General features: G+C 38.4%; 19 protein-coding genes and 2 pseudogenes. All 21 read left to right on the forward strand.

The features are described 5' to 3' along the window. Positions 1-504 (forward strand): sugar phosphate isomerase/epimerase family protein (locus tag H540_RS0126190; protein WP_028403093.1); only part of this gene is annotated, 504 nt, incomplete at its 5' end. Between the two features lie 183 nt (positions 505-687). Then, positions 688-1,533 (forward strand): 2-keto-myo-inositol isomerase, encoded by an 846-nt coding sequence (gene iolI, locus H540_RS0126195; RefSeq protein ID WP_028403094.1) that lies wholly within the window; start codon positions 688-690, stop codon positions 1,531-1,533. A gap of 38 nt (positions 1,534-1,571) precedes the next feature. After that, positions 1,572-2,426: a class II fructose-1,6-bisphosphate aldolase gene (fba, locus tag H540_RS0126200; protein WP_028403095.1), complete on the forward strand. Its 855-nt coding sequence runs from the start codon at positions 1,572-1,574 to the stop codon at positions 2,424-2,426. Between the two features lie 228 nt (positions 2,427-2,654). Then, a complete protein-coding gene (locus H540_RS0126205; protein ID WP_028403096.1) occupies positions 2,655-3,827 on the forward strand; it encodes an MFS transporter in 1,173 nt (390 codons plus the stop codon). A 42-nt stretch (positions 3,828-3,869) separates the two neighbouring features. Further along, positions 3,870-4,001 carry an RAxF-45 family protein gene (locus H540_RS35315; RefSeq protein WP_281172546.1) on the forward strand — a complete coding sequence of 44 codons (132 nt, stop codon included), beginning with the start codon at positions 3,870-3,872 and terminating at the stop codon, positions 3,999-4,001. 888 nt (positions 4,002-4,889) lie between these two features. Further along, positions 4,890-6,143 carry a dicarboxylate/amino acid:cation symporter gene (locus H540_RS30960; protein ID WP_081415288.1) on the forward strand — a complete coding sequence of 418 codons (1,254 nt, stop codon included), beginning with the start codon at positions 4,890-4,892 and terminating at the stop codon, positions 6,141-6,143. 289 nt (positions 6,144-6,432) lie between these two features. Beyond that, positions 6,433-6,618, forward strand: coding sequence for a hypothetical protein (locus H540_RS0126220; RefSeq protein ID WP_028403097.1), 186 nt, complete (start codon positions 6,433-6,435; stop codon positions 6,616-6,618). 42 nt (positions 6,619-6,660) lie between these two features. Next, positions 6,661-7,686, forward strand: coding sequence for a homoserine dehydrogenase (locus tag H540_RS0126225; RefSeq protein ID WP_028403098.1), 1,026 nt, complete (start codon positions 6,661-6,663; stop codon positions 7,684-7,686). Positions 7,687-8,003: 317 nt separating this feature from the next. Further along, entirely contained in the window at positions 8,004-8,879 is an 876-nt protein-coding gene (locus H540_RS0126230) for a fumarylacetoacetate hydrolase family protein (protein ID WP_028403099.1), read from the forward strand. A gap of 26 nt (positions 8,880-8,905) precedes the next feature. Beyond that, the gene (locus tag H540_RS0126235; protein WP_028403100.1) at positions 8,906-9,691 is read left to right on the forward strand and encodes an SDR family oxidoreductase; all 786 of its coding nucleotides are present in this window, start codon (positions 8,906-8,908) and stop codon (positions 9,689-9,691) included. Positions 9,692-9,739: 48 nt separating this feature from the next. Continuing rightward, on the forward strand, positions 9,740-10,132 hold the full coding sequence (locus H540_RS0126240; protein WP_028403101.1) for a VOC family protein: 393 nt from the start codon (positions 9,740-9,742) through the stop codon (positions 10,130-10,132). 210 nt (positions 10,133-10,342) lie between these two features. Next, positions 10,343-11,524 carry a pyridoxal phosphate-dependent aminotransferase gene (locus H540_RS0126245; RefSeq protein ID WP_028403102.1) on the forward strand — a complete coding sequence of 394 codons (1,182 nt, stop codon included), beginning with the start codon at positions 10,343-10,345 and terminating at the stop codon, positions 11,522-11,524. 22 nt (positions 11,525-11,546) lie between these two features. Then, a pseudogene (locus H540_RS35770) lies at positions 11,547-11,734 on the forward strand (DDE-type integrase/transposase/recombinase); the annotation flags it as partial. Next, positions 11,730-11,864, forward strand: a pseudogene (locus H540_RS32730) (SDR family oxidoreductase); the annotation flags it as partial. The pseudogenes H540_RS35770 and H540_RS32730, both read left to right, overlap by 5 nt. 169 nt (positions 11,865-12,033) lie before the next feature. Then, positions 12,034-12,390: a hypothetical protein gene (locus H540_RS35005; RefSeq protein WP_028403103.1), complete on the forward strand. Its 357-nt coding sequence runs from the start codon at positions 12,034-12,036 to the stop codon at positions 12,388-12,390. Next, entirely contained in the window at positions 12,371-12,586 is a 216-nt protein-coding gene (locus H540_RS35010; RefSeq protein ID WP_245592363.1) for a helix-turn-helix domain-containing protein, read from the forward strand. The genes H540_RS35005 and H540_RS35010 overlap by 20 nt, the downstream gene beginning before the upstream one ends. Before the next feature lie 696 nt (positions 12,587-13,282). Next, positions 13,283-14,548, forward strand: a complete 1,266-nt coding sequence (locus tag H540_RS0126255; RefSeq protein ID WP_028403104.1) for a helix-turn-helix domain-containing protein — start codon at positions 13,283-13,285, stop codon at positions 14,546-14,548. A gap of 175 nt (positions 14,549-14,723) precedes the next feature. Beyond that, positions 14,724-14,849: a hypothetical protein gene (locus H540_RS35325; protein WP_281172548.1), complete on the forward strand. Its 126-nt coding sequence runs from the start codon at positions 14,724-14,726 to the stop codon at positions 14,847-14,849. A 263-nt stretch (positions 14,850-15,112) separates the two neighbouring features. After that, positions 15,113-15,802 carry a hypothetical protein gene (locus H540_RS0126265; RefSeq protein WP_028403105.1) on the forward strand — a complete coding sequence of 230 codons (690 nt, stop codon included), beginning with the start codon at positions 15,113-15,115 and terminating at the stop codon, positions 15,800-15,802. Positions 15,803-16,115: 313 nt separating this feature from the next. Further along, positions 16,116-17,369, forward strand: coding sequence for an ACP S-malonyltransferase (fabD, locus tag H540_RS30965; RefSeq protein ID WP_211241935.1), 1,254 nt, complete (start codon positions 16,116-16,118; stop codon positions 17,367-17,369). After that, on the forward strand, positions 17,354-20,917 hold the full coding sequence (locus H540_RS31610) for a beta-ketoacyl synthase N-terminal-like domain-containing protein (RefSeq protein ID WP_051317287.1): 3,564 nt from the start codon (positions 17,354-17,356) through the stop codon (positions 20,915-20,917). The genes fabD and H540_RS31610 overlap by 16 nt, the downstream gene beginning before the upstream one ends. Positions 20,918-20,922: the final 5 nt, after the last annotated feature.

Here is a 20,922-nt window from a genome sequence, read left to right on the forward strand (position 1 = left end):
AAATCAATGGAAGAGCTCATGCCACTTTTTGAAAAAGAAGGGATTAAACTGAATTTACAATCCCATCCTAACGATTTTATTGAGTTGAATACAGAAGCCATTCGAATGATTCGTGCCCTCGATAAAGAGTGGATTAAGCTGGTCTATTCGGTTGCCCATGCGTTCTTTTATGATGATGGTGTTGGCGATGTAGAGAAACACTTAGAAGAAGCAGGGGATTTACTTGCTCATGTTCTAATTGCCGATACTCTGAATCATAAAGCCGCATTTGGATTGCGATATATTGTGAATCCTCCTAATGCAAACGTAACCATTCACCAGCATTTGAACCCTGGTGAAGGGGAAGTAAACTTTGCTGCCTTATATCGGAAATTAAGAGAAATGAACTTTGATGGAATTGTCACCAATTCAGTCTTCGCTTATCCTGATAAACCAGAATGGTCCAATGAAGTCACACTGAAGTCCATTAAAGAGGGATTAAATATATTTAATATGAGGATCTAACTTTTATATTCCAACTGGTGTATAAGAATACTAAGCTGAACATGCAGCAGATAACGGTTAAATCCAATTTTGTTAACGGAAAATGTTTTTGATTTGGCCTTCCGGTTTTAAAACCGGAAGGTCGAATTAAAATTGCGTGGCAGCCTTTCATAGGCTTTATAAAAAATAATGGGAGGAATTACTATGAAACTTTGTTTTAACCAAGCTACGACGTTAGAAAACTCCAATCTAGCCAAAGACTTAGAGTACTGCGATAAACATGGTTATGATTACATTGAAATCCGTACAATGGACAAATTGCCTGAGTATTTGAAGGAGAAGTCCCTTGATGATCTGGCTGAATTTTTCAACACGCATCATATTAAGCCGTTAGCGTTTAATGCGCTAGTGTTTTTTAATAATCGCGATGAAGCCGGATATAAGAAGATCATTAATGAATTCAAAGAGATGATGGAGGCAGCTAAAAAATTAGGCGTGAAATACGTTGTAGCAGTACCGCTCGTAACAGAACAGAAGATATTGAAACAACATATTAAAAACAGCTGTGTAGAGGTGCTAAAAGAGCTATCGAATATTGCAGAGTCGTATGGAGTGAAAATTGCAGTCGAATTCATCGGACATCCGCAGTGCACAGTTAATACATTCGGTCAGGCGTACGAGATTGTGGAAGCCGTTGGCCGCGAGAACGTTGGACTGGTATTTGACTGCTTCCACTTCCATGCAATGGGATCAGACTTGGAGGATCTGAAAAAAGCGGATGCGTCGAAAATCTTTATTTTACATATCGACGACACGGAAGACTTTCCAATCGGTTTCTTGACGGATGAAGATCGAGTATGGCCTGGACTTGGAGCGATTGATTTAGACAGCATTCTATCCACATTGAAGGAAATCGGGTACTCCGATGTTGTTTCCGTTGAATTGTTCCGTCCGGAATACTATAAATTGGATGCAGAAGAAGCCATCAAGACGGCAAAAGAAACAACACTCAAAGTAGTATCGAAATATTACGACTTACAGCCGGTATAATTGGCAGAACAATATCTTTATGAAAGGGGGAGATGCCGGTGCCTTTAGTATCTATGAAAGAGATGCTGCTTAAAGCGAAGGAAGGTCATTACGCTGTCGGACAATACAACATCAATAACCTTGAATCGGCACAAGCTTTTTTACAGGCCGCTCAAGAGGAACAGGCACCTATCATAGTGGCTGCTTCCGATCGGCTTGTTGATCATTTGGGAGGCTTCAAGACCATTGCGGCAATGGTTAAAGGCCTTGTAGAAGAAATGGGGATAACCATTCCGGTTGCGTTGCATTTGGATCATGGGATGAACGTTGAACGCTGCAAAAAGGCGATTGACGCCGGATTTACATCGGTTATGATCGACGGTTCCCATCATCCAATTGATGAGAATATTACGATGACAAAACAAGTCGTTGACTATGCACATCCAAGGCAAGTATCTGTGGAAGCGGAAGTCGGAACAGTGGGCGGTATGGAGGACGGGCTAGTTGGCGGAATTCAATATGCCGATCCCGATGAATGTTTGCGAATCGTAAAAGAAACAGGGATAGATGCATTGGCGGCTGCCCTTGGTTCGGTTCATGGACCGTATCAGGGAGAACCTAAATTGGGCTTTGACGAAATGAAACAAATTTCTGAGTTGACCAATGTGCCGCTTGTCCTGCATGGGGGCTCCGGAATACCTGATTATCAAATCCAGAAGGCGATTGAACTCGGGCACGCCAAGATTAATGTCAATACAGAATGCATCCAAGCATGGGCGCAAGCCATTCGTGAAGTTTTGGCTGCCGACGGGAGAGTATATGAGCCCCGGTCTATTATCACACCAGCTAAAGAGGCGATCGTAGCCACGGTCAAAAGCAAAATGAGAGAGTTTAAAACAAGCCATAAAGCATAAGGCAAGAGGGCGTCCCCAAAGTAACTTTTGGGTGCCCTTTTTCCACTTGAACTCTCCACCGTTTAGCTACGCTTGAAAGTGGAGGATTCCTGTGAATGAGCTATCGCCCAGTTCTACGGATAATTTCCCGCCCCAACTGAGTTGCATCCTTCACATTACTTAAGGATGGGGCTTCTCGAATAAAAATGATAAATTGCTTAGACGGCAAATAAATTGGGAAGTGATGCTTTGAATACCTTACATGCTGCTCGAGACAAACACATTTTTTTGGTTGTTTCCTTTATTTTTTGGTTTTCGCATTTTATCTACATTCCCATTTTATCTCCTTACATCGAATCAATGGGAGGTAAGTATGCCTTTACTGGTCTTGTGTTGAGCAGCTATGGATTTATGCAGTTTCTATTTCGGCTGCCTTTTGGGATTTTTTCGGATCTTATAAAGTTAAGAAGACCGTTCATTATATTTGGAATGTTAGTAAGTGCATTTAGTTGTTTGGCGTTCGCATTAACCGATGGTTTAGGATGGATACTTTTATCCCGCTCCTTGGCTGGGCTGGCTGCGGCAACTTGGGTCGCTTTTACGGTATTGTACTCCAGTTATTTTACTGACAAGGAAATCCATCGTGCAATGGGCAGCATTTCCTTTGTTGTTGTTTTAGCGCAACTCTTAGGTATGAGCGTAAGCGGTTATATTGTGGATGAATGGGGGTGGCACGCTCCATTTTGGATTGGCGGAATGATTGGTATACTGGGTTCGGTACTGTCCCTTTTTATTTTCGAACCTAAAGAAGGGATTCAAAGGGAGCCTGTAAAACTGATAGATTTGACATCTGTCATGCGAGAATCGCTGCTGCTGAAAACTTCTTTATTGTCTATTTTGGCGCACAGCATTATCTTTACGACCATGTTCGGGTTCATTCCTGCCTATGCGCTGAAAATCGGGTTAGAGGCCGGTGATATCAGCCTGATCGTATTTTCGTTCATGATCCCTCACGCTATCGCCACTCTTTTTGCGGGTAAAGTATTTGTTCCGATGTTTGGCCAGTGGGGATCTTTAAAACTAGCCTTTTTATTAACCGCGTCTTTTACGCTTTTAACCCCATTTGTCCATACAAAAGGATTGCTCTGCACCATACAAGGGTTTAATGGGTTTTCGCTCGGGCTCCTTTTTCCATTGTTGTTGGGGATGGCGATAGAATCTATTCCTCGCCAAAAAAGGGCCACGGCAATGGGGGCATATCAGGCTTTGTATGCAATCGGTATGTTCGCCGGACCGTTTTTGGCAGGTGTCTTGAACTCATATATGGGGATCGCAGCGGGGTTTTATTTTGCAGGTATATTAGGTGTAGTCGCTGCGTCTCTAACTATCGTTTGGAATAGAAATGAAACTGGGTCACGTTAATACTATCTACAATTATCCGTACGAGAAGAAGGTGGGGAAGAGATGAATTACTTTTTGACTACACGCGCGCAATTTTTAGATTTTATCTACATTTGTCGTGTGATTTTTCATGTCGCAGCTGTTAACGGGATCAGTCTGTCTTTTAACAAACATACATCTGCTGTAAAAAAGTAAGTATTCTCTTCGCCCGTAAAGAACGCTCCGTCCAGCTGACGGTTCAACACTTTCTCGTAATTCTGCGGCGACGTTCCAGTGATCAGTGATAACGCAACATTCGGACAGGAAATAAAGCCAGACAGTATTTAAGTCTAAAATCTTTCTACCTAAAATCTATTTTTCTAAAACCTTCTGAAAAATAGGTTGGAGCTCTATTATCTTAAAAAGACCAGGAAACATTGGGAATTTTTATTTTTTAAACTTAATGACTTTTCAGAAAATATTGACAAGTGTATCCGCTTCCCATTAAAATAGCCTTATAAACTTATGGGGAGGGGACATGCAAGTGGTTTATATGTAGATTAAAGGTATATATTGGTATGACCATATTATATTTATAAGTGTATTTTTGTATTAAAAAGAATGGTAAGACCTTTATTAACTGTAACTGACTTAGGTGAAAAATCAATAAATACTAATTCTCTAAGCTTGGGTATTTTATACTATACCTGGGGATGTCATGATTAATATGATTGCTTATTGGGAGTACAACATCCTAGATTAGTATAAAAAATTTTGTGTAGTTAGATGAAATATCCTATTATTAATTACGACGAATTGTAAGCGCATCCATTAGAGGTCAAGTGTGCATTGTAAGAGACCCAATGTGTAGTTTATCTTTATCACTTAAAATAGGAGTATTTTAATACAAATTATAATCATTAATATATTCTTATCAGTCTAAAGGTTAGGATCACAAACTGTAAGAAACCTATCAGAATTTTTTAATCAAAATTGGTATGACCATAATATATGAATAACTCTATTAGTATCCTTGGTATGACTTACTTTTCGTTTTCGTAGATCAATATTTAAATAAAATCTATTATTTAAGGAAGGTGTATCATGAAACGTATACCAATTGGTTTGCAAGTGTTGATAGCAGCTATTTTGGGTGGGATTGTAGGGGTAACAAGTAAAACGATCGGCATTGAATTAAAAGTACTTGGGGATGCTTTTATTCGAATGATTCAAATGACTATTGTGCCTTTAGTCTTCCCATTGATTGTAATTGGCGTAGCTCAAATGAAATCGGTTAAAACCCTAGGGCGACTAGCTGGAAAAGCCATCTTGTATTTCGAAGTTGTAACAACCATAATAATTGTTTTCTCTGTATGGTTGGCTTCAATCACCAATATTGGGGCTGGAGCCAATCTTACAGGCGGAGACACTAGTAAGATAGCTAATCTTTCTAAAGGAATTGATTTCAAAACGTTTTTGCTTGAAATTATACCTAAAAATATATTTGATGCTTTTGCTCAAGGTAAGTTACTACCAATCATATTCTTTGGTATTTTCTTTGGTTTAGGACTGGCATCGCTAGCTGGACGAGCCAAGATTGTGGAAGACTTCCTAGAGGCAGTTTCTCAAATAATGTTTAAAGTACTTAATTTCGTCGTTAAATTTTCACCAATTGGTGTTTTTGGTTATATCGCTTACAGTATGGCTAATTATGGATGGGGCACCTTAAAGATGGTGGGAAGTTTAGTTTTGGTTACCTATGTTGGTTTGTTGGTTGTAGTACTTGTTATATTCCCTATAATAGCAAGAATCTTTGGAATTAAATATGTTGCGATGATACGAGAAATATGGGATTTATTATTAATCGCATTCACTACTCGAAGTTCAGAAGTTGTGTTTGCTCCCTTGACGGAACGCTTGCAACGCTATGGTGCCAATAATTCCGTTGTTTCATTAGTGCTTCCCCTTGGATATACTTTCAATTTAGATGGAGGAACGCTCTATATTGCACCAGCCATTTTATTTATTGCTCATGCTTATGGTCTTGATTTAACGTTTGTTCAACAATTAGAAATCATCGGTCTGGTTATGATGCTGTCAAAAGGTATGGCTGCAGTACCTTCTGCAGTTATGGTATGTATTATGAGTGCTTTAACGGCGTTGGGGTTACCACTTGAAGGAATAGCAATATTAATGGCAGTTGATTTTATTATGGACATGGCAAGAACCGCAACCAATGTTATTGGAAATTCACTAGCAACTCTTGTGATGGCAAAATCTGAAGGATTGCTTGATGAAAAAAAACAAGAAGATGTTAAAGTCTCTCAGTACACCGCTCGATATAAGAGCTTAGATTGAGCAATGCTACTGTCTAGAGCGGTGAACTCCGTATTAATTCGTTATAAATTGGAAGACGTCTGGCTAATTTAATAACTTGAGTTCATAAAGTGTAGTTAAAAATTAGATAAATCAACAAAAAAAGTATTTGCAAAATTTTTTTTTAAAAGGGTATAATAAGTTCAAAGTTTATAAAATAATCACATTAAATTGGTATGACCATAATAACAACACAATGGTGTTATTGTTAGAATCAGTATCTCTGCAGAGTTTATTGACAAGGATCTAGCAAAAAAAGGTTGAAAGTGGAATGAGAAATGTTAGTGCAGGTACCGTTGTTACCGTGAGTTTCTTCCTTCCACAGGTAGCAGTTCCAGTAGTCGTTTGCATGCTGTTTCAACAAATACTCGCTGCATCACATGGTCATTTAATCAACCATTACTATGCGAAAGGCTCTTTATTAAAAAGAGCAAAGGTGAAAGTTTTCCAAAAATAATTTTGATATATTGATAAGGAGTTTTGAAAGAAGGGGATTTCTATGCAGAAGAAAATCATATTAACTGGGTATGGTACCGTTGCAAAAGAGCTAATCAAACTGATTATTCACAACGGAGCTTTGATAAAAGAAAAATACGGCTTTGACTTACTCGTAACCGGAATCGTTAGCAGTAAAGGAATGATTTATGAAGAAAAAGGAATCGAGCTCTCAAGCTTGATCGATTTCGGAACGGGTTCGGAAGCACTTTCAAGATATTCGGAATGTTTCCAGCTTCCTTTTACCGAACCAATTTTTCAAGGAGATGTCCTGATCGAATGCACCCCGACAAATATAGAAACGGGAGAACCAGCACTTGGCTATATTCAGAAAGCTATGGCGAATGGGATGGATATCGTCTCTGTTTCAAAAGGAGCACTTGTGAAGTCATTCGATAAAATCAAAACACAAGCAGCCAAGCATGGCAGCCGATTAAAATACAGCGGTGCAACCGCGGCAGCCCTGCCAACGCTTGATATCGGAGAATACAGTTTAGCAGGATGCACGATTACTCGTATTGAAGGCATTTTAAATGGAACCTCCAATTTCATTTTAGCAAGCATGAGCGAGCACAACTTATCTTTTGAAGAAGCGCTAAAAATTGCACAGGAAAAAGGAATTGCGGAAGCAAACCCTGCTTTAGATGTGCAAGGATTTGATACGGCTTGCAAAATTCTCCTCCTCGCTAATGGATTTTTCGGAAGTAGCTTATTAATGGGCGATGTAAAAATTAAAGGGATTGAACAAGTCACTAAAGGAGACATTCAGGAGGCTAAACAAAATGGCCGTACGCTTAAGCTTCTAGCTAGTGCTTACAAAGAAGCTGAGAATGTGATCGTAGAAGTAAAACCATGTGAGCTTGAAAGCGAGCATCCTTTAGCTCATGTCAATGGAACTAATAAGGGTATCGTTTTTGAAACGATCGAAATGGGAACTGTTTGTGCAACAGGAGGCGCATCACATCCGAGAGGAGCTGCAGCCGCTGCATTAAAGGATGTCATCAATTTATATAGAGGAACGCTCCTTTAATATATAAAAAAAGGGAAAAGTGAAATGGCTTTTGAATCGAGTGAACTACCCGCCACCTACGCTAACGCTTAGAGGTGGCGGGTAGTTCACTGTTACTGAAAATAGACGGCGAATGGAAAGTTGTAGCAAAAGTATATAATCAGAATTCCAAGTAATCCTGATGTAACTTAATAGGGGCTGGATGCATGCGTCAGGCCCCCTAATTTAACAACTTAGTCTAAAACGCTTTACAAGTCAAAAAATTCTGGTTATTATATAAAATATATTATGGTCAGACCATAATAATATAATAAGTTTAGGACGAGGAGGACTACTATATGAGACTAGCAACGGTTCAAAGAGACGGAAGAGAAACGGCTGCACTTATTGCCCGTGATGGGGTTTTATTGCTTGAAGATTTAAATCAGGAACTTAATCAGGAATGGTCAACGAATTTATTTGAAATCATTCGTTCCGGACAATTAGATAGAATGAAGCAGTGGTATAAAACAGAAGGTAAAAATAGAGTGGAAGAACTCGGAGCTATTAAGATCCCCTTTCAAGAAATAAAGTATGGACCTCTATATCGTCATCCAAGGAAGATCTGGGGAATCGGTTTGAATTATGTGGAGCATGCAGCTGATTTAAGCGAAAAGGCACCCAGCACAGAACCTGCTAGCTTTATGAAGCCGGACACCACTATTATAGGACCTCATGATACCATTGAGATTCCTTTGCAATCTGACAGAACTACCGCGGAAGCAGAACTGGGAATCATTATTGGAAAAGAGTGCAAAGATGTATCAGAAGAGGATGCGCCTAATGTGATTGCGGGCTTTACAACGATTATCGATATGACAGCAGAGGATATTTTGCAGGTAAATCCTAGATATTTGACTCGCTCCAAAAGTTTCGATACGTTCTTTAGTTTTGGGCCTCACTTGGTTACTCCTGATGAAGTTAATGATGTATTAGATTTGAATGTATCTACCGTAATCAATGGTAATATTCATCGGAAAAATGTTGTTTCCAATATGACATTCCGCCCATGGTACCTCGTATCCTTCCATTCTAAGGTAATGAAATTGTTGCCTGGTGATATTATCTCTACCGGTACGCCAGGAGCTGTCGTCATCCGTAATGGGGATATTGTAGAATGTCACATTGATGGATTTGAGAAATTAGTGAATCCAGTAAAAGATTTAAAAGCTTAGTAGAAATCTAATAGAGGTGAATAGATATGGAACTGAATCTAACCCATAAGGTTGCACTTGTTGTCGCATCAAGTCAGGGACTTGGAAAAGCTATAGCATCGCAGTTAGTTAAAGAAGGGGTACATGTGATGTTAACGAGCCGCGACGGTACAAAATTGGAGAGTGTGCAAAAAGAGTTACAGGAATTACAGGGTGGAAGGGTCGCTTATCATCAGGCTGATATTACCAAAGCGGAAGACATACGATTGTTAGTGCAAGCAACACGAGAGGTGTTTGGTAGGATCGATATTGTAGTGAATAATGCGGGTGGACCTCCCGGAGGAACGTTTGAACAGTTCACCGATGAGGATTGGCAAAAAGCATTCGAACTGAACTTGTTGAGTTATATTCGAGTCATTCGAGAAGTTCTGCCTGAATTAAAAAAAGTGGGCGGTCGAATTATTAACCTGGCCTCCTCATCGATTAGACAACCGATTCCAGGACTGATCTTATCCAATACCTTCCGTTTGGGAATTGTAGGGCTCACCAAAACTATAGCAGAAGAATTGGCACCTTATAATATCTTAGTCAATACCGTTGCTCCAGGGAAAATTAGTACTGATAGGACAGCGTTCATTGATCAAATGAAAGCCAGTAAAATAGGTGTGACTAAAGAAGATATTGAAGAAGAAACGAAGAAATCCATACCTCTTAAACGTTATGGAACTCCGGAAGAGTTTGCCAATGTGGTGACATTTCTGGTGTCCGATGCCAACACCTATATGACTGGGAGTTCCTTCTTGGTTGATGGTGGCATGATAAAATCCATCTAAAAAATAAGGGTGAAAATAAAAGAAAGGATAGGCTGAGGGAAAAATACCATGATAAAAAAAGTGGAGCATGTTGCACTAATTGTTCGTGATATGAATCAGTCAATAGATTTTTATACGACAATGTTTGGGTTTAAGGTAAGAACAAGAGGAGAAAGCAAAGTAAGAGAAATATGTTTTTTATTCCACGAAAATCAGTCTGGATTTGAAATTGAACTGATCCGTGATCTCGTTCCACAGGAATACGCTGAAAAAGGAATCGTTAATCATTTGGCTTTTACAGTAGAAAGTATTGAGACAGCGATGGCTTATTATAAGGAAAAGGGAATTTCTTTCCTTTCAGAAACACCCAACATTGCTATCGATGGGGCAAAGACGATATTTTTTTCAGGTCTAAATCAAGAACTGCTTCAATTAGTTGAGCCGAATCTGAAAAACAAGTAATCGAACATGGTGACAAGGTTATTTGTTAGAAGGTTATGACAAATGAATTTGACGATGAGGGAATGTGATTTTATCACAAATATATGATCGCAATAAAGGTCTGACCATAATATTAACGTAATAGATTTTGTTGGCGATCTCCTAATATAAAGTTTATTAATATGGATTAAATCCTATTTGCAAATTAATCTAAAGGAGGAATTTTAAAAAATGTCTCTTACAATTGCTGAAAGAATCAAAGATATTCCATTTTCTAGCATACGGAAAATTTTCGAAGAAGCTGGATGGATGGAAAAAAAAGGGGTAAAAGTGACGCATATGGAGATTGGACGTCCTGACTTCGATACTCCAGAACATATTAAAGAGGCCGCTAATTTGGCCTTACAGCAAGGACATGTGCACTATACATCAAATAGTGGTATTCAGGAGCTGCGAGCTGCTATAGCAGGAAAGTTGCAACGAGAGAACAATATTGAGGTTGATCCTGATGAGGGTGTCGTAGTAACTATTGGTTGTAAAGAAGCAATTGTAGACATTCTCCTGGCATACGTGAATCCAGGTGATGAGGTTTTAATTCCAGATCCTTCTTGGTTAGAGTATCAGCACAATGTTAAACTGGTGGGCGGGATCCCTGTACTGGTTCCGCTTCATGAAGATAAGGACTTTTTATTGGATCCTGAAGAAGTAGCCTCCAGAATAACCAGTAAGACCAAGATGCTGATTTTATGTTCGCCGCACAATCCAACGGGAGCAGTACTTCCTGAAAGCTATTTAAAAGAGCTAGCGGCTTTAGCGATTAAACATGATCTCTTGGTCCTATCAGATGAAATCTATGAAAAGATCATTTACGATGAAGCTAAACATATAAGTATAGCTAGTTTACCAGGAATGTTTGAGCGGACAGTTACAGTCAATGGTTTTTCGAAGGCTTATGCAATGGATGGTTGGAGATTAGGGTATGTGGCTGGCCCTCCTTCGTTAATTCAACCAATTTTAAAAGTGCATCAGTACAATACAACAAGTGCAACCTCTTTCGCGCAGTACGGTGCTGTGGCGGCCTATAATGGATCACAAGAACCTGTTGAAGACATGGTGAAGGAATTTGACCGTCGCCGGCGACTTCTAGTGGAAGCATTGAATCAGATTCCCGGTGTACACTGTGTCTTACCTAAAGGAGCGTTTTACGTTTTTCCATCTTTTAAAGGTTTTGGAAGGAGTTCTAAGGACCTGGCGACATACCTACTAAGAGAAGCACGTATTGCTTGTGTTCCGGGATCCGCTTTTGGTGAGGTGGGTGAAGGTCATATACGAATGGCTTTTTCGACGGATTACAATGACATCGAAGCTGCTATAGGACGGCTAAATGAATCTCTAATGCAAATTAAAGGGTGATTGAAAAGAGAAGATGAGTAAGACGTATGTGAAAGTCAAAGGTCAATGGATGTACCTATATCGTGCGTTGATTCAGAAGGAAATACGATTGATTTTTATTTAAGTAAAGCAAGAGATCATAAGGCTGCAAAGCGCTTTTTTTAAAAGGCTTTGCGGTCTTTTCATATTTCAAAGCCATGTGTTGTCACAATGGACAAGAACCTAACCTATGAAGCGTTATGGAGATCCTGAAGAATTTGCTAATGTAATGACGTTCTTAGTATCCGATGCAAATACATATATGATAGGAAGTTCCTTCTTAGTTGATGGAGGTATGTTAAAGTCATCTGATTGGTCCTAAAAACTTATGTACAACCGCTTGCTACTAATATTGTAAACTCGTGCTTGAGGTACCATTGACTTTCGACCTCAATTCGCAGACAACTTCTGTTTTATCAATATAGTTTATCTAATTCACGTATAATGAGAAATTAAAGCACTGGATGATAGTAGGAAAGGAGATCTGCATGATGTCTATACGAACTACCAAGACGATAAAGGTACCACAAGACTTGACAAGTGCTTCGTACAAGCACAAGCAGAAAAGCTTAAAAATACTGGGATTTTCCGTGATCGAATTCTGCTTGCACACACAAGACAGAATGGGGACGATGTTCCTAAAGGACCATCTTTTGCTGTTCGTTCTTAAGGGAGTTTATACTGTGCGGTTTGGTAATCAGGTGCACACGGTCCGCAGTAAAGAAATGGTGTTTCTGCAAAACTCGATTGCAATCGAGTATGAAAAATCGGTTGAAGCAGAGTCTGGGTATGTAGGTTTAATGTTTTTCCTAAAGGAAGAGATGCTTGATGAATCCCGTTTCTCTTAACGAGTTGGCTTATTTATCTGGACGAAGCTTGTCAACGTTCAAGCGTGACTTTCGAAAAATCTACAATACATCTCCGATGAAATGGATTCGTAACCGCAGACTGGATAAAGCCAAAGAACTTCTGACACATACGTCATTATCCGTATCCGATGTTTGTTTCTCAACTGGCTTCGAAAACATAGCTCATTTTTCCTAAATCCTCCTTAAGTGTCGATGTTACGTTTTAATTGCATATTTGTTACACCAATAAATATGTGCTGGTAATAGAGTCGGGTCACTCTTCGATTTCTCCATTGAAAAGGCAGTTGTTTTCGCCTTATAACGGGAAATCGTGTCCTTTCTCAGTGGTAATAGGTGATACGTTTTGACTTGACCTTCCTAATCATTCCTTTCGTTTATTGTGATGTATTTCATGTGTTAAGAATATCAGGGATATAGGATCGTTGCTTTGCTTAGAAGCTCAATAAATTTGTTAATTTAGCCCATTTTTTGAATTTTTCTTAACGCTCGAATGATGACGAAAAACTGGTGTAAGACCATTTACATGAAGAAAAAGCGGAAAATTCCCTCGGGAGGATGCGGTGATCGGGGCGTACCGTATTGGACAAGAGAATCAGTTGAAAAATTTATGGAAGAGAAACTTATAGAAAAGACTTTAAAAGAATAAGAGCAAACTGCTGATATCCTCTTTACAGTCGGATGGCCAACTCTCCCTAATCGTTTACACGAAATGGGGAGTAAACCCTCGCTGCACCCTAAAATTGCCGATAACTTGTTGCTGTCAATTCCTTAGCGGGAAGCTCCTGAAATTTTGGAATAGTCTTTTTTTTACAAAAATTTAATCTGTTTAATGGGAATGTTTGGTACAATTATAGGTGTGGAGGTGTTTTTTTTGAGACCTGGTGAGAGAATTAGACAGCTTAGAATACACAAAAATATGACACAAGGAGAGCTTGTAGAAGGAGTTTGTTCAATTACATATCTAAGTAGGATTGAAAATGGTCAGACTAGTCCTTCTAAATCTTTTTTAATAGCTGTGGCAAATAAGTTAGGAATTGATCCAGAAGATTTGACGGATGGTGATCGAAAGAGTCGCTTAAAACGGATTTCGCAAATTATTCAGCAGTATAGGAAGAATAGGGAAATTTGTGAAGAGGATGAATATTTTCTTAGAATTAGTTCGTTGGAAACTTACTCTCATGAAGTATATCTTCAAATTTATGCTACATTAATAAGCCTTTATCTTGATAAAAATAAGATGAAAGAAGCAAATTCTATCTATGACTTATCTATTAAATTTATACCAGAAACGACTTCTGACGAAGAGAGTATCGATTTCTACTATTATTACGTCAGCTGCGGGAATCTTTATTATTACAAACAAGATTATATCAAATCAAATGAGTTGTATGAAAAAGCGGAAAATTTCGTAAAGGAAATAGAGGGCCTAGAGTTAGGTAAACTATATTATAATATTAGTTTGGTGAAACAAAAGCTGATTATAGATCAAAATATCAGCTTGTATTACTCTAAAAAAGCGTACGAGATTTTTAGTGAATGTGGCCAGGATATAGATATAACAAAAGTGTTGATCACACAAGCTGTTCAATACAATCTAGCAAAGAAGTATAGCAAATCAGTGGATTGTTTACAAATAGCAAACCAAAGGATTAAAGAAAATCCAAATGAGCATCTTCAAGCTATGGTTGAATATAACTTTGGACGAGTATATCAAGAACAGGGAGAATATGATAAAGCGATTATCCACTATGAACGCTGTATTGAATTACGGGATAGTATGTCATTAGAGAGAGAGAAAATCCATTCCTACCAACGGCTGGTACAAATTTATCACAATCTAAAAGATTGGATTAAGGTAAATGAATTTCTTGAAGAAGCCATTCGAATCGCGAAAGAACATGAATTGACATATAGTTATATTCAATTCCATATGATGAAAGCCACTATCTATAAAGACCGCTTTGATGAGGCAAAATATGAGAAAGAAACTCAAAGAATAATAGATCTGGCTATCGAGACTAATCAGATTAGATTGGCAAAAGAAATGGCTAGTAATTTAGGAGATCATTTTGTTGAAAAAAGAGCATACAAGAAAGCTGCTGAATACTACAAATTATCTTTAGCTTATGAAGTATAGATGAATTACACGTCATCTACAATAGATTTGGAGTAAACATATATATTAAGTTTGTTTAATGCAGACTGAAAAAATTGATTTAAATGAAGAAAAAAATCGATATATTTTACTTCTTATTTTTAACAGTCCACCTAATATAAATTATATTTAACAGATTACGAAGGGATAGAGGAATATGAAAAAACTATTTTTAGTTCTTATGTTATTTAGTCTGTTAAGTGGAGCTGTTTTAGATTCGAGTGGAAATGAAATGGTTAATGAGGTAGCTAGAACATTTGATGATCAACCTGGACCTTATTAACAGATTTAAAGGTTTTATAATTTACAATTAAATTTTAATGTATGAAAACCTTGGTGGATTGCGAAATCCGTTAAGGTTTTTTTATATTTTTATCATGTAATTGTAGAGAGTGTGAATAAAGACTATATTCTTTTGTTAAATCGGAAGGGAAAACTCACATTACGAAATCATTTATTATCATATTAATTTTACTAATTGAACTAAACTTTCGATTACATGTACTGTTAGATTAAAGAAAATAAATTGGTTTGAGGTGGTGGGTATTGATATCTGAATTGAATCTAGAATCTGTTTTAAATGATCTAAAGCAAAGTGGAACGCTTGGAGCCATAGGGGATGACTCGCATCTATTAAAGCCAGTACAGCTTCCGGAGGTATCTTGTTTTATCAATAAATATAAGGATGATCAATCAGAATCGAAAGAATGGATTCCATATTATTTAATTCATAAAAACACTTTAGGGCAAATGATTTATGAAGCTTTTGTCTATAAACAAGAGGAATTTAAACAATTTTTCACGCCTGCTATTCTTATTCTTTCGAATAAAGCGGTGGAGGGATTTAAAACTCCGGGAATTTATTTATTTCATGCTGATGAGGAAAAATATACTTGGCAGGGCGGGATTCCAGATGAATTATCATATTATTTTAAACTCTTACAAGCCAAATACGATTTAAACCTAGATTTAGCCATAGGCTACTTTGCGAAAAGCCCATGTTTAGGATCTACTACAGCTGAAATGGCAAGTACGTTGTTGGCTAGTATGGATCGACTCGCTCAGTTACTCTTACTGCATGGCGGATTGAAAGAATTGAAAACAATCGATTTTTTTCATCATGACTCTCAGGAAATATCACCTTCTTCAAATCTTTCTAACCTGATGTGTGTATTTCAATGGATCCAAGAAATAACAAAGAATCACACGGAGTTGGATGCAGTAACAGACGAATAACGACAATTCCATTTTTTAAGTAAAGACTATATGTGTTTGTTTTCCTTATTTCTTTACTTCGTTTAGATCTCATTTAAATTCATAGTTTTTCAATGAGAAAACTGTTATTTAGAAAGAGTGTTTCTCCACAGAAAATAGAACTTAAAAATGGCTCCACGAATCTAGAAAAAATACATGTAATTTTACTTCTTTAATTAAACATTTACATGTATGTATTTTATACTTAGCAGTTTTGATTATGCTTGAGTTTAACAAAATTTGGATTTTTTTCGCGCTTGTGAGCAAAAAATTAATTTTTCAGGAGGATATCCCATTGATTGCTCTATTATTTCCTGGTCAAGGTTCTCAATACATAGGGATGGGCAAAAGTCTTGCCGACGAATTTCCTATTGCTAGAAGGACCTTTGAAGAAGCAGATGATGTATTGAAGATCAATCTATCTTCATTGTGTTTTGAGGGGGAGTTGTCCCAATTAACAAGAACAGAGTATACACAGCCAGCTTTATTGACAGCAAGTGTAGCTGCTTATCGTGTTTATATGGACGAGATTGGGCTTAAACCAAGCTTTGCTGTTGGGCATAGTTTAGGAGAATTTTCTGCATTAACCTGTAGTGGTGCGATTTCATTTGCCGATACTCTAAAAATCGTGTGTCAGCGCGGCATATTGATGCAAGAAGCTGTTACAAACGGTTTGGGTATAATGACAGCGGTTGGTCAGGTAGATCGTAAACGGGTTGAGGAATTGTGTGTGCGAATCTCAACAAAGGAGAAGCCGGTCGTGATCGGATGTTACAATGCACCGGAACAACTCGTACTTTCAGGCCATCAAGAGGCTGTTAGTAAGGTGGCTGAACTGTTAGAGATAGAGGGAGCAACGGTTACTCCTTTAAAAGTGAGTGCATCTTTCCATAGTCCAATGATGGAGCCAGCTGCCGACCAGTTTAAACATATGCTTTCTCAGTATAACTTTTGCTTAGGAGACTATCCTGTGATTTCCAATGTGACTGCTCTTCCGCATGAATCGGATCATTTGAGGGATCTCTTGACTCGACAAATGACAGAACCGGTTAGATGGCAGGAATCAATGGAGTATTTACAGCTTCAAAATGTGAAGATAGCCATTGAACTCGGGCCTAAGCAAGTACTGCAAAATTTAATGAAAAAAAATGCACCTTCCATTCAAACAGTATCATTAGGAGAGACTGGAGATATTCCAAAGACAAAGGGAGTGTTCAATCGAGAGAATATCGAACCTTCTTTTATCGGAAAGTGCCTAGCGATCGCAGTAGCGACAAAAAATCGCAATTGGGATAATGAGGCATATGTGAAAGGTGTAATTGAACCTTACCAAAAGGTGAAGCAAATATCTATGCTATTGGATCAAACCAAGCAAGAACCAACCAGAGAGCAGATGGTAGAAGCTCTATTGATGCTACGTTCTGTATTTGAAACAAAAAAGGTACCGCACAGCGAGCAGCAAAAACGGCTAAAACAATTACTCCGTAAGCCGGCCGTACATGAGTTTGCACTGTCAGAACAGGGGGATTTCACATGGCCAAACTTCTGAATTTTGATAAAAAAAGCAATACAAGCAAAATAGAATCATCCACAACAGCCATTAATGAAGTATCGACGAAAGAAATTGCGATCATTGGTATGGCAATGCATTATCCTAAAGCGGCAAATCAAAATGAGTTTTGGAGCAATTTGATTCATGAAATGGACTGTTCAGGTGATTTTCCAAAAGGGCGTAGAGGAGACATCGAAGCCTACTTACGCTTTAAAAACTCTTTGAATGATACTATCAAGTATTTTCGAGGATCTTATTTAGAGAAAATTGACGAATTTGATTATTCTTTTTTTGGGATAACACCGAAAGAAGCCGAACTGATGGATCCAAACCAACGGTTGTTTTTGCAAACTGTTTGGAAAGCGATAGAAGACGCTGGTTATGGTGGCAAAAAATTGGTCGGATCAAAAACAGGTGTGATTGTGAGCAGTGAAGGTGCCAAACCTTTAAGCTACCAAACGATAGTCCAGGATGTAGAACCAGAATCGACTTATCTAGCCTATCCAGGGAATTCGGGACCGATGACAGCAAGCCGCATTTCTTATTTACTAGATCTGCATGGGCCTACGATGTTGATTGATACGTCTTGTTCTTCTTCACTTAGTGCGGTTAATGTGGCGGTTCAAATGTTGCGTAATGGTCAGATGGATCAGGCGATTGTGGGGGCAATTAAGATTAATTTGCTTCCAATCGACATTGGATCTCGCGTGGGCATGGAATCATCCGATGGCCGGACGCGAACCTTTGCGGATAACTCAGACGGAACCACAATGGGTGAAGGTTCTGCAGCCTTAATCCTTAAACCGTTAAGTAAGGCGATTCGAGACCATGATCATATTTATGCGGTGATTAAAGGAAGTGCATCCAATAATGATGGGCGTGCAATCAGCGTAACGGCTCCTAATCCAATCGCACAGGAAGCCGTTATTGTAGAAGCATGGAAGGATGCAGGTATCAATCCAGAGCACATCTCTTATATTGAGACGCATGGGACAGCAACTCAATTGGGTGATCCAATTGAGATTTCGGGAATTACTAATGCATTTCAGCGTTACACAGATAAGAAACAATTTTGTGCAATTGGCTCAGTAAAATCTAACTATGCCCATACTTATTGTTTGGCTGGTATTACAGGGGTGATTAAAGCAGCGTTAAGCTTACGGTATAAGCAAATTCCTGCTAGCTTACATTTTCATAAACCGAATCAAAATATTTCCTTTGAAGAATCACCTCTTTATATCAATGATCAATTGGCAGATTGGGAAACGGATGAAAAGCCTCGTCTTTGTGGAGTAAGTTCTTTTGGGATGAGTGGGACCAACTGTCACATTGTGTTGGAAGAGGCTCCACAAAAGAAAGAGGACCAGGCAGTACAAAAAGGGCCTCATTTATTTATGCTCTCTGCCAAAACAGAAACAGCCTTACGCCAGTTGTTGATTGACTATCTGCGTGATCTTGCCCAGAAACAGAACGAACAGGTAAGTCTTGAGGATATTTGTTATACAGCTAGTACAGGAAGAGGGCATTATCCATATCGTATTGCTATGGTTGTAAATGATTTACGGGACCTTCAATGTAAACTATTGAAATTAGCTCAGGATGGTTGTGAAGAAACGGAACAAAATGTGTATTACCAACATACAACTCAGTCATTTGAGAGTGAAGAAGCGAATCAGCATGTCGAACAAGTTCTTGGAACCGGCAGTGGAAATGTGAGCTTGCTTATAATGATTGCAGACCTATATGTAAAAGGAGCTGATATTGATTGGGGCAAGCTATATAGTAAGAGGTCCCCACGCAAAGTATCACTTCCAGCTTATCCATTTGATCGTGTTCAATGCTGGATTGATATTCCTGAAACACCTGCAATCAATATGGCAAATCCGGAGCTGCTACAAACCTATCAAGAGGTAGCAGGCTACTTAGAAGAACAAGTAAGCCTTGATTCAACAACGAAGATGAAGGTGGAGAAGTGGTTAGATACATTTAAGAAGTTTCTGCCAAATGAGTGTGAATCGCCTTCACAAATCATTGAAATGACTGGTAGAGAAGATAACAACTATAGTAAAAAGGAGCAGGAGATCGCAGTTGTTTGGCAAAAGGTTTTGGGTCTAAAAGTTGTGAATATCCATGAAGATTTCTTTGATCTAGGTGGAGACTCATTTATTGCAATTCAATTTGTTTCGAAACTCCATAAAAAATATCAAGTGGCTCTAAACGATATATTCACCCATCGAACGATCTGCCAGCTTGCTAAAAACATCAAAGAACAATCAGATAGTCCTGAAGTAAAGTTAGAGAAATTAAAGAAGAGTTCACAGTCACGACCTGCGATTTTTACAGAAATGCAACGGTTTATTCAAGAAGCAACTCATAAATATGAGGCGCGATATAAGGAATTAGAACGTTTAGAGCTTACAAAGGTGAAAAATTATTCCAATATTTTCTTGACAGGTGTAACTGGTTACTTAGGTATTCATTTGTTACACGATTTACTAAAGGAAACAAGCAGCCATTTTTACGTCCTTGTTAGAGGAAAGACACAAGCAGAGGCTGAAGCGCGGTTGGCAGAAAAATGGGAGTATTATTTTGGATTCAACTCATTTGATCGAACTCGAGTCACCATTGTAAATGGAGATCTAGTACATGACAAGTTTGATTTGGCAGATGGAGTATATAATTCTCTCGCTCGGATTGTAGATTGTATCGTCCACTCTGCGGCGACAGTGAAACATTTTGGTGATTACTCAGAATTTGAAGAGTTAAATGTAAATGGTACGAAGCGAATCATCCGATTTGCCCATGAACAAAAACCAAAAGATATCAACTTCATTTCGACTACAGCTGTTTCCAAAGGAAAAGTACAAGATCGCAAATGTGTTGTGTTTACTGAATACGATCATGACATTGGCCAAGAAGTGGGTCATCCGTATGGTGAGAGTAAATTAGAAGCAGAAAAACTAATTGTGGAAGCAAGAAAACAAGGATTAAACTGCAATATTTACCGGGTTGGAAATATTATGTGTCACTCCGAAACGGGTAAATTCCAAGAAAACATAGAAGAAAACGGGTTGTATACCATTATCCGATCTATGATCAAAATGAATATGTTCCCTGATAGCAGCCATGGTGAGATTGATTTTACCTACATTGACTATGTCAGCCGCAGTATATGTCTACTATTTAATAGGGCACATTTAAGCAATGAAACGTATCATCTGATGAACTTAGATAAAACCAGCTTCTATGAACTGGGGGAAGCGGCAAAATCATCTGGTTTATCCGTGAAAGTGGCTCCTTACGGTGAATTTATTGACTTTATGAGCGATAACTATACAGATGAGTATTTTGGTCCTTATATTCATAATCTATTACTTCATTTCGGTTTCTTTGAGGAACTAGAAGAGGAAGAGCGTGCACACTTTGTTATGCTCTCAGATAAAACAGAATGGTTATTGAAGCAATTTGGGCTGGTTTGGAGAAGGCCAAATCAAGAACAATTGAAAAAAATGCTAGATCATTGTATAGAGGTTCAATTCATCTGAGTAAT

The sequence above is a fragment of the Ectobacillus panaciterrae DSM 19096 genome (assembly GCF_000430785.1).
In the GTDB taxonomy this organism is placed as follows: domain Bacteria; phylum Bacillota; class Bacilli; order Bacillales; family Bacillaceae_G; genus Ectobacillus; species Ectobacillus panaciterrae.

What these genes read in the sequence shown, in the direction of transcription:
- iolI (WP_028403094.1), top strand. Translation starts at nt 688, where the DNA reads ATGAAACTTTGTTTTAACCAAGCTACGACGTTAGAAAACTCCAATCTA.
- H540_RS35315 (WP_281172546.1), top strand. Translation starts at nt 3,870, where the DNA reads ATGAATTACTTTTTGACTACACGCGCGCAATTTTTAGATTTTATCTAC.
- H540_RS30960 (WP_081415288.1), top strand. Translation starts at nt 4,890, where the DNA reads ATGAAACGTATACCAATTGGTTTGCAAGTGTTGATAGCAGCTATTTTG.
- H540_RS0126220 (WP_028403097.1), top strand. Translation starts at nt 6,433, where the DNA reads ATGAGAAATGTTAGTGCAGGTACCGTTGTTACCGTGAGTTTCTTCCTT.
- H540_RS0126225 (WP_028403098.1), top strand. Translation starts at nt 6,661, where the DNA reads ATGCAGAAGAAAATCATATTAACTGGGTATGGTACCGTTGCAAAAGAG.
- H540_RS0126230 (WP_028403099.1), top strand. Translation starts at nt 8,004, where the DNA reads ATGAGACTAGCAACGGTTCAAAGAGACGGAAGAGAAACGGCTGCACTT.
- H540_RS0126235 (WP_028403100.1), top strand. Translation starts at nt 8,906, where the DNA reads ATGGAACTGAATCTAACCCATAAGGTTGCACTTGTTGTCGCATCAAGT.
- H540_RS0126240 (WP_028403101.1), top strand. Translation starts at nt 9,740, where the DNA reads ATGATAAAAAAAGTGGAGCATGTTGCACTAATTGTTCGTGATATGAAT.
- H540_RS0126245 (WP_028403102.1), top strand. Translation starts at nt 10,343, where the DNA reads ATGTCTCTTACAATTGCTGAAAGAATCAAAGATATTCCATTTTCTAGC.
- H540_RS35005 (WP_028403103.1), top strand. Translation starts at nt 12,034, where the DNA reads ATGTCTATACGAACTACCAAGACGATAAAGGTACCACAAGACTTGACA.
- H540_RS35010 (WP_245592363.1), top strand. Translation starts at nt 12,371, where the DNA reads ATGAATCCCGTTTCTCTTAACGAGTTGGCTTATTTATCTGGACGAAGC.
- H540_RS35325 (WP_281172548.1), top strand. Translation starts at nt 14,724, where the DNA reads ATGAAAAAACTATTTTTAGTTCTTATGTTATTTAGTCTGTTAAGTGGA.
- H540_RS31610 (WP_051317287.1), top strand. Translation starts at nt 17,354, where the DNA reads ATGGCCAAACTTCTGAATTTTGATAAAAAAAGCAATACAAGCAAAATA.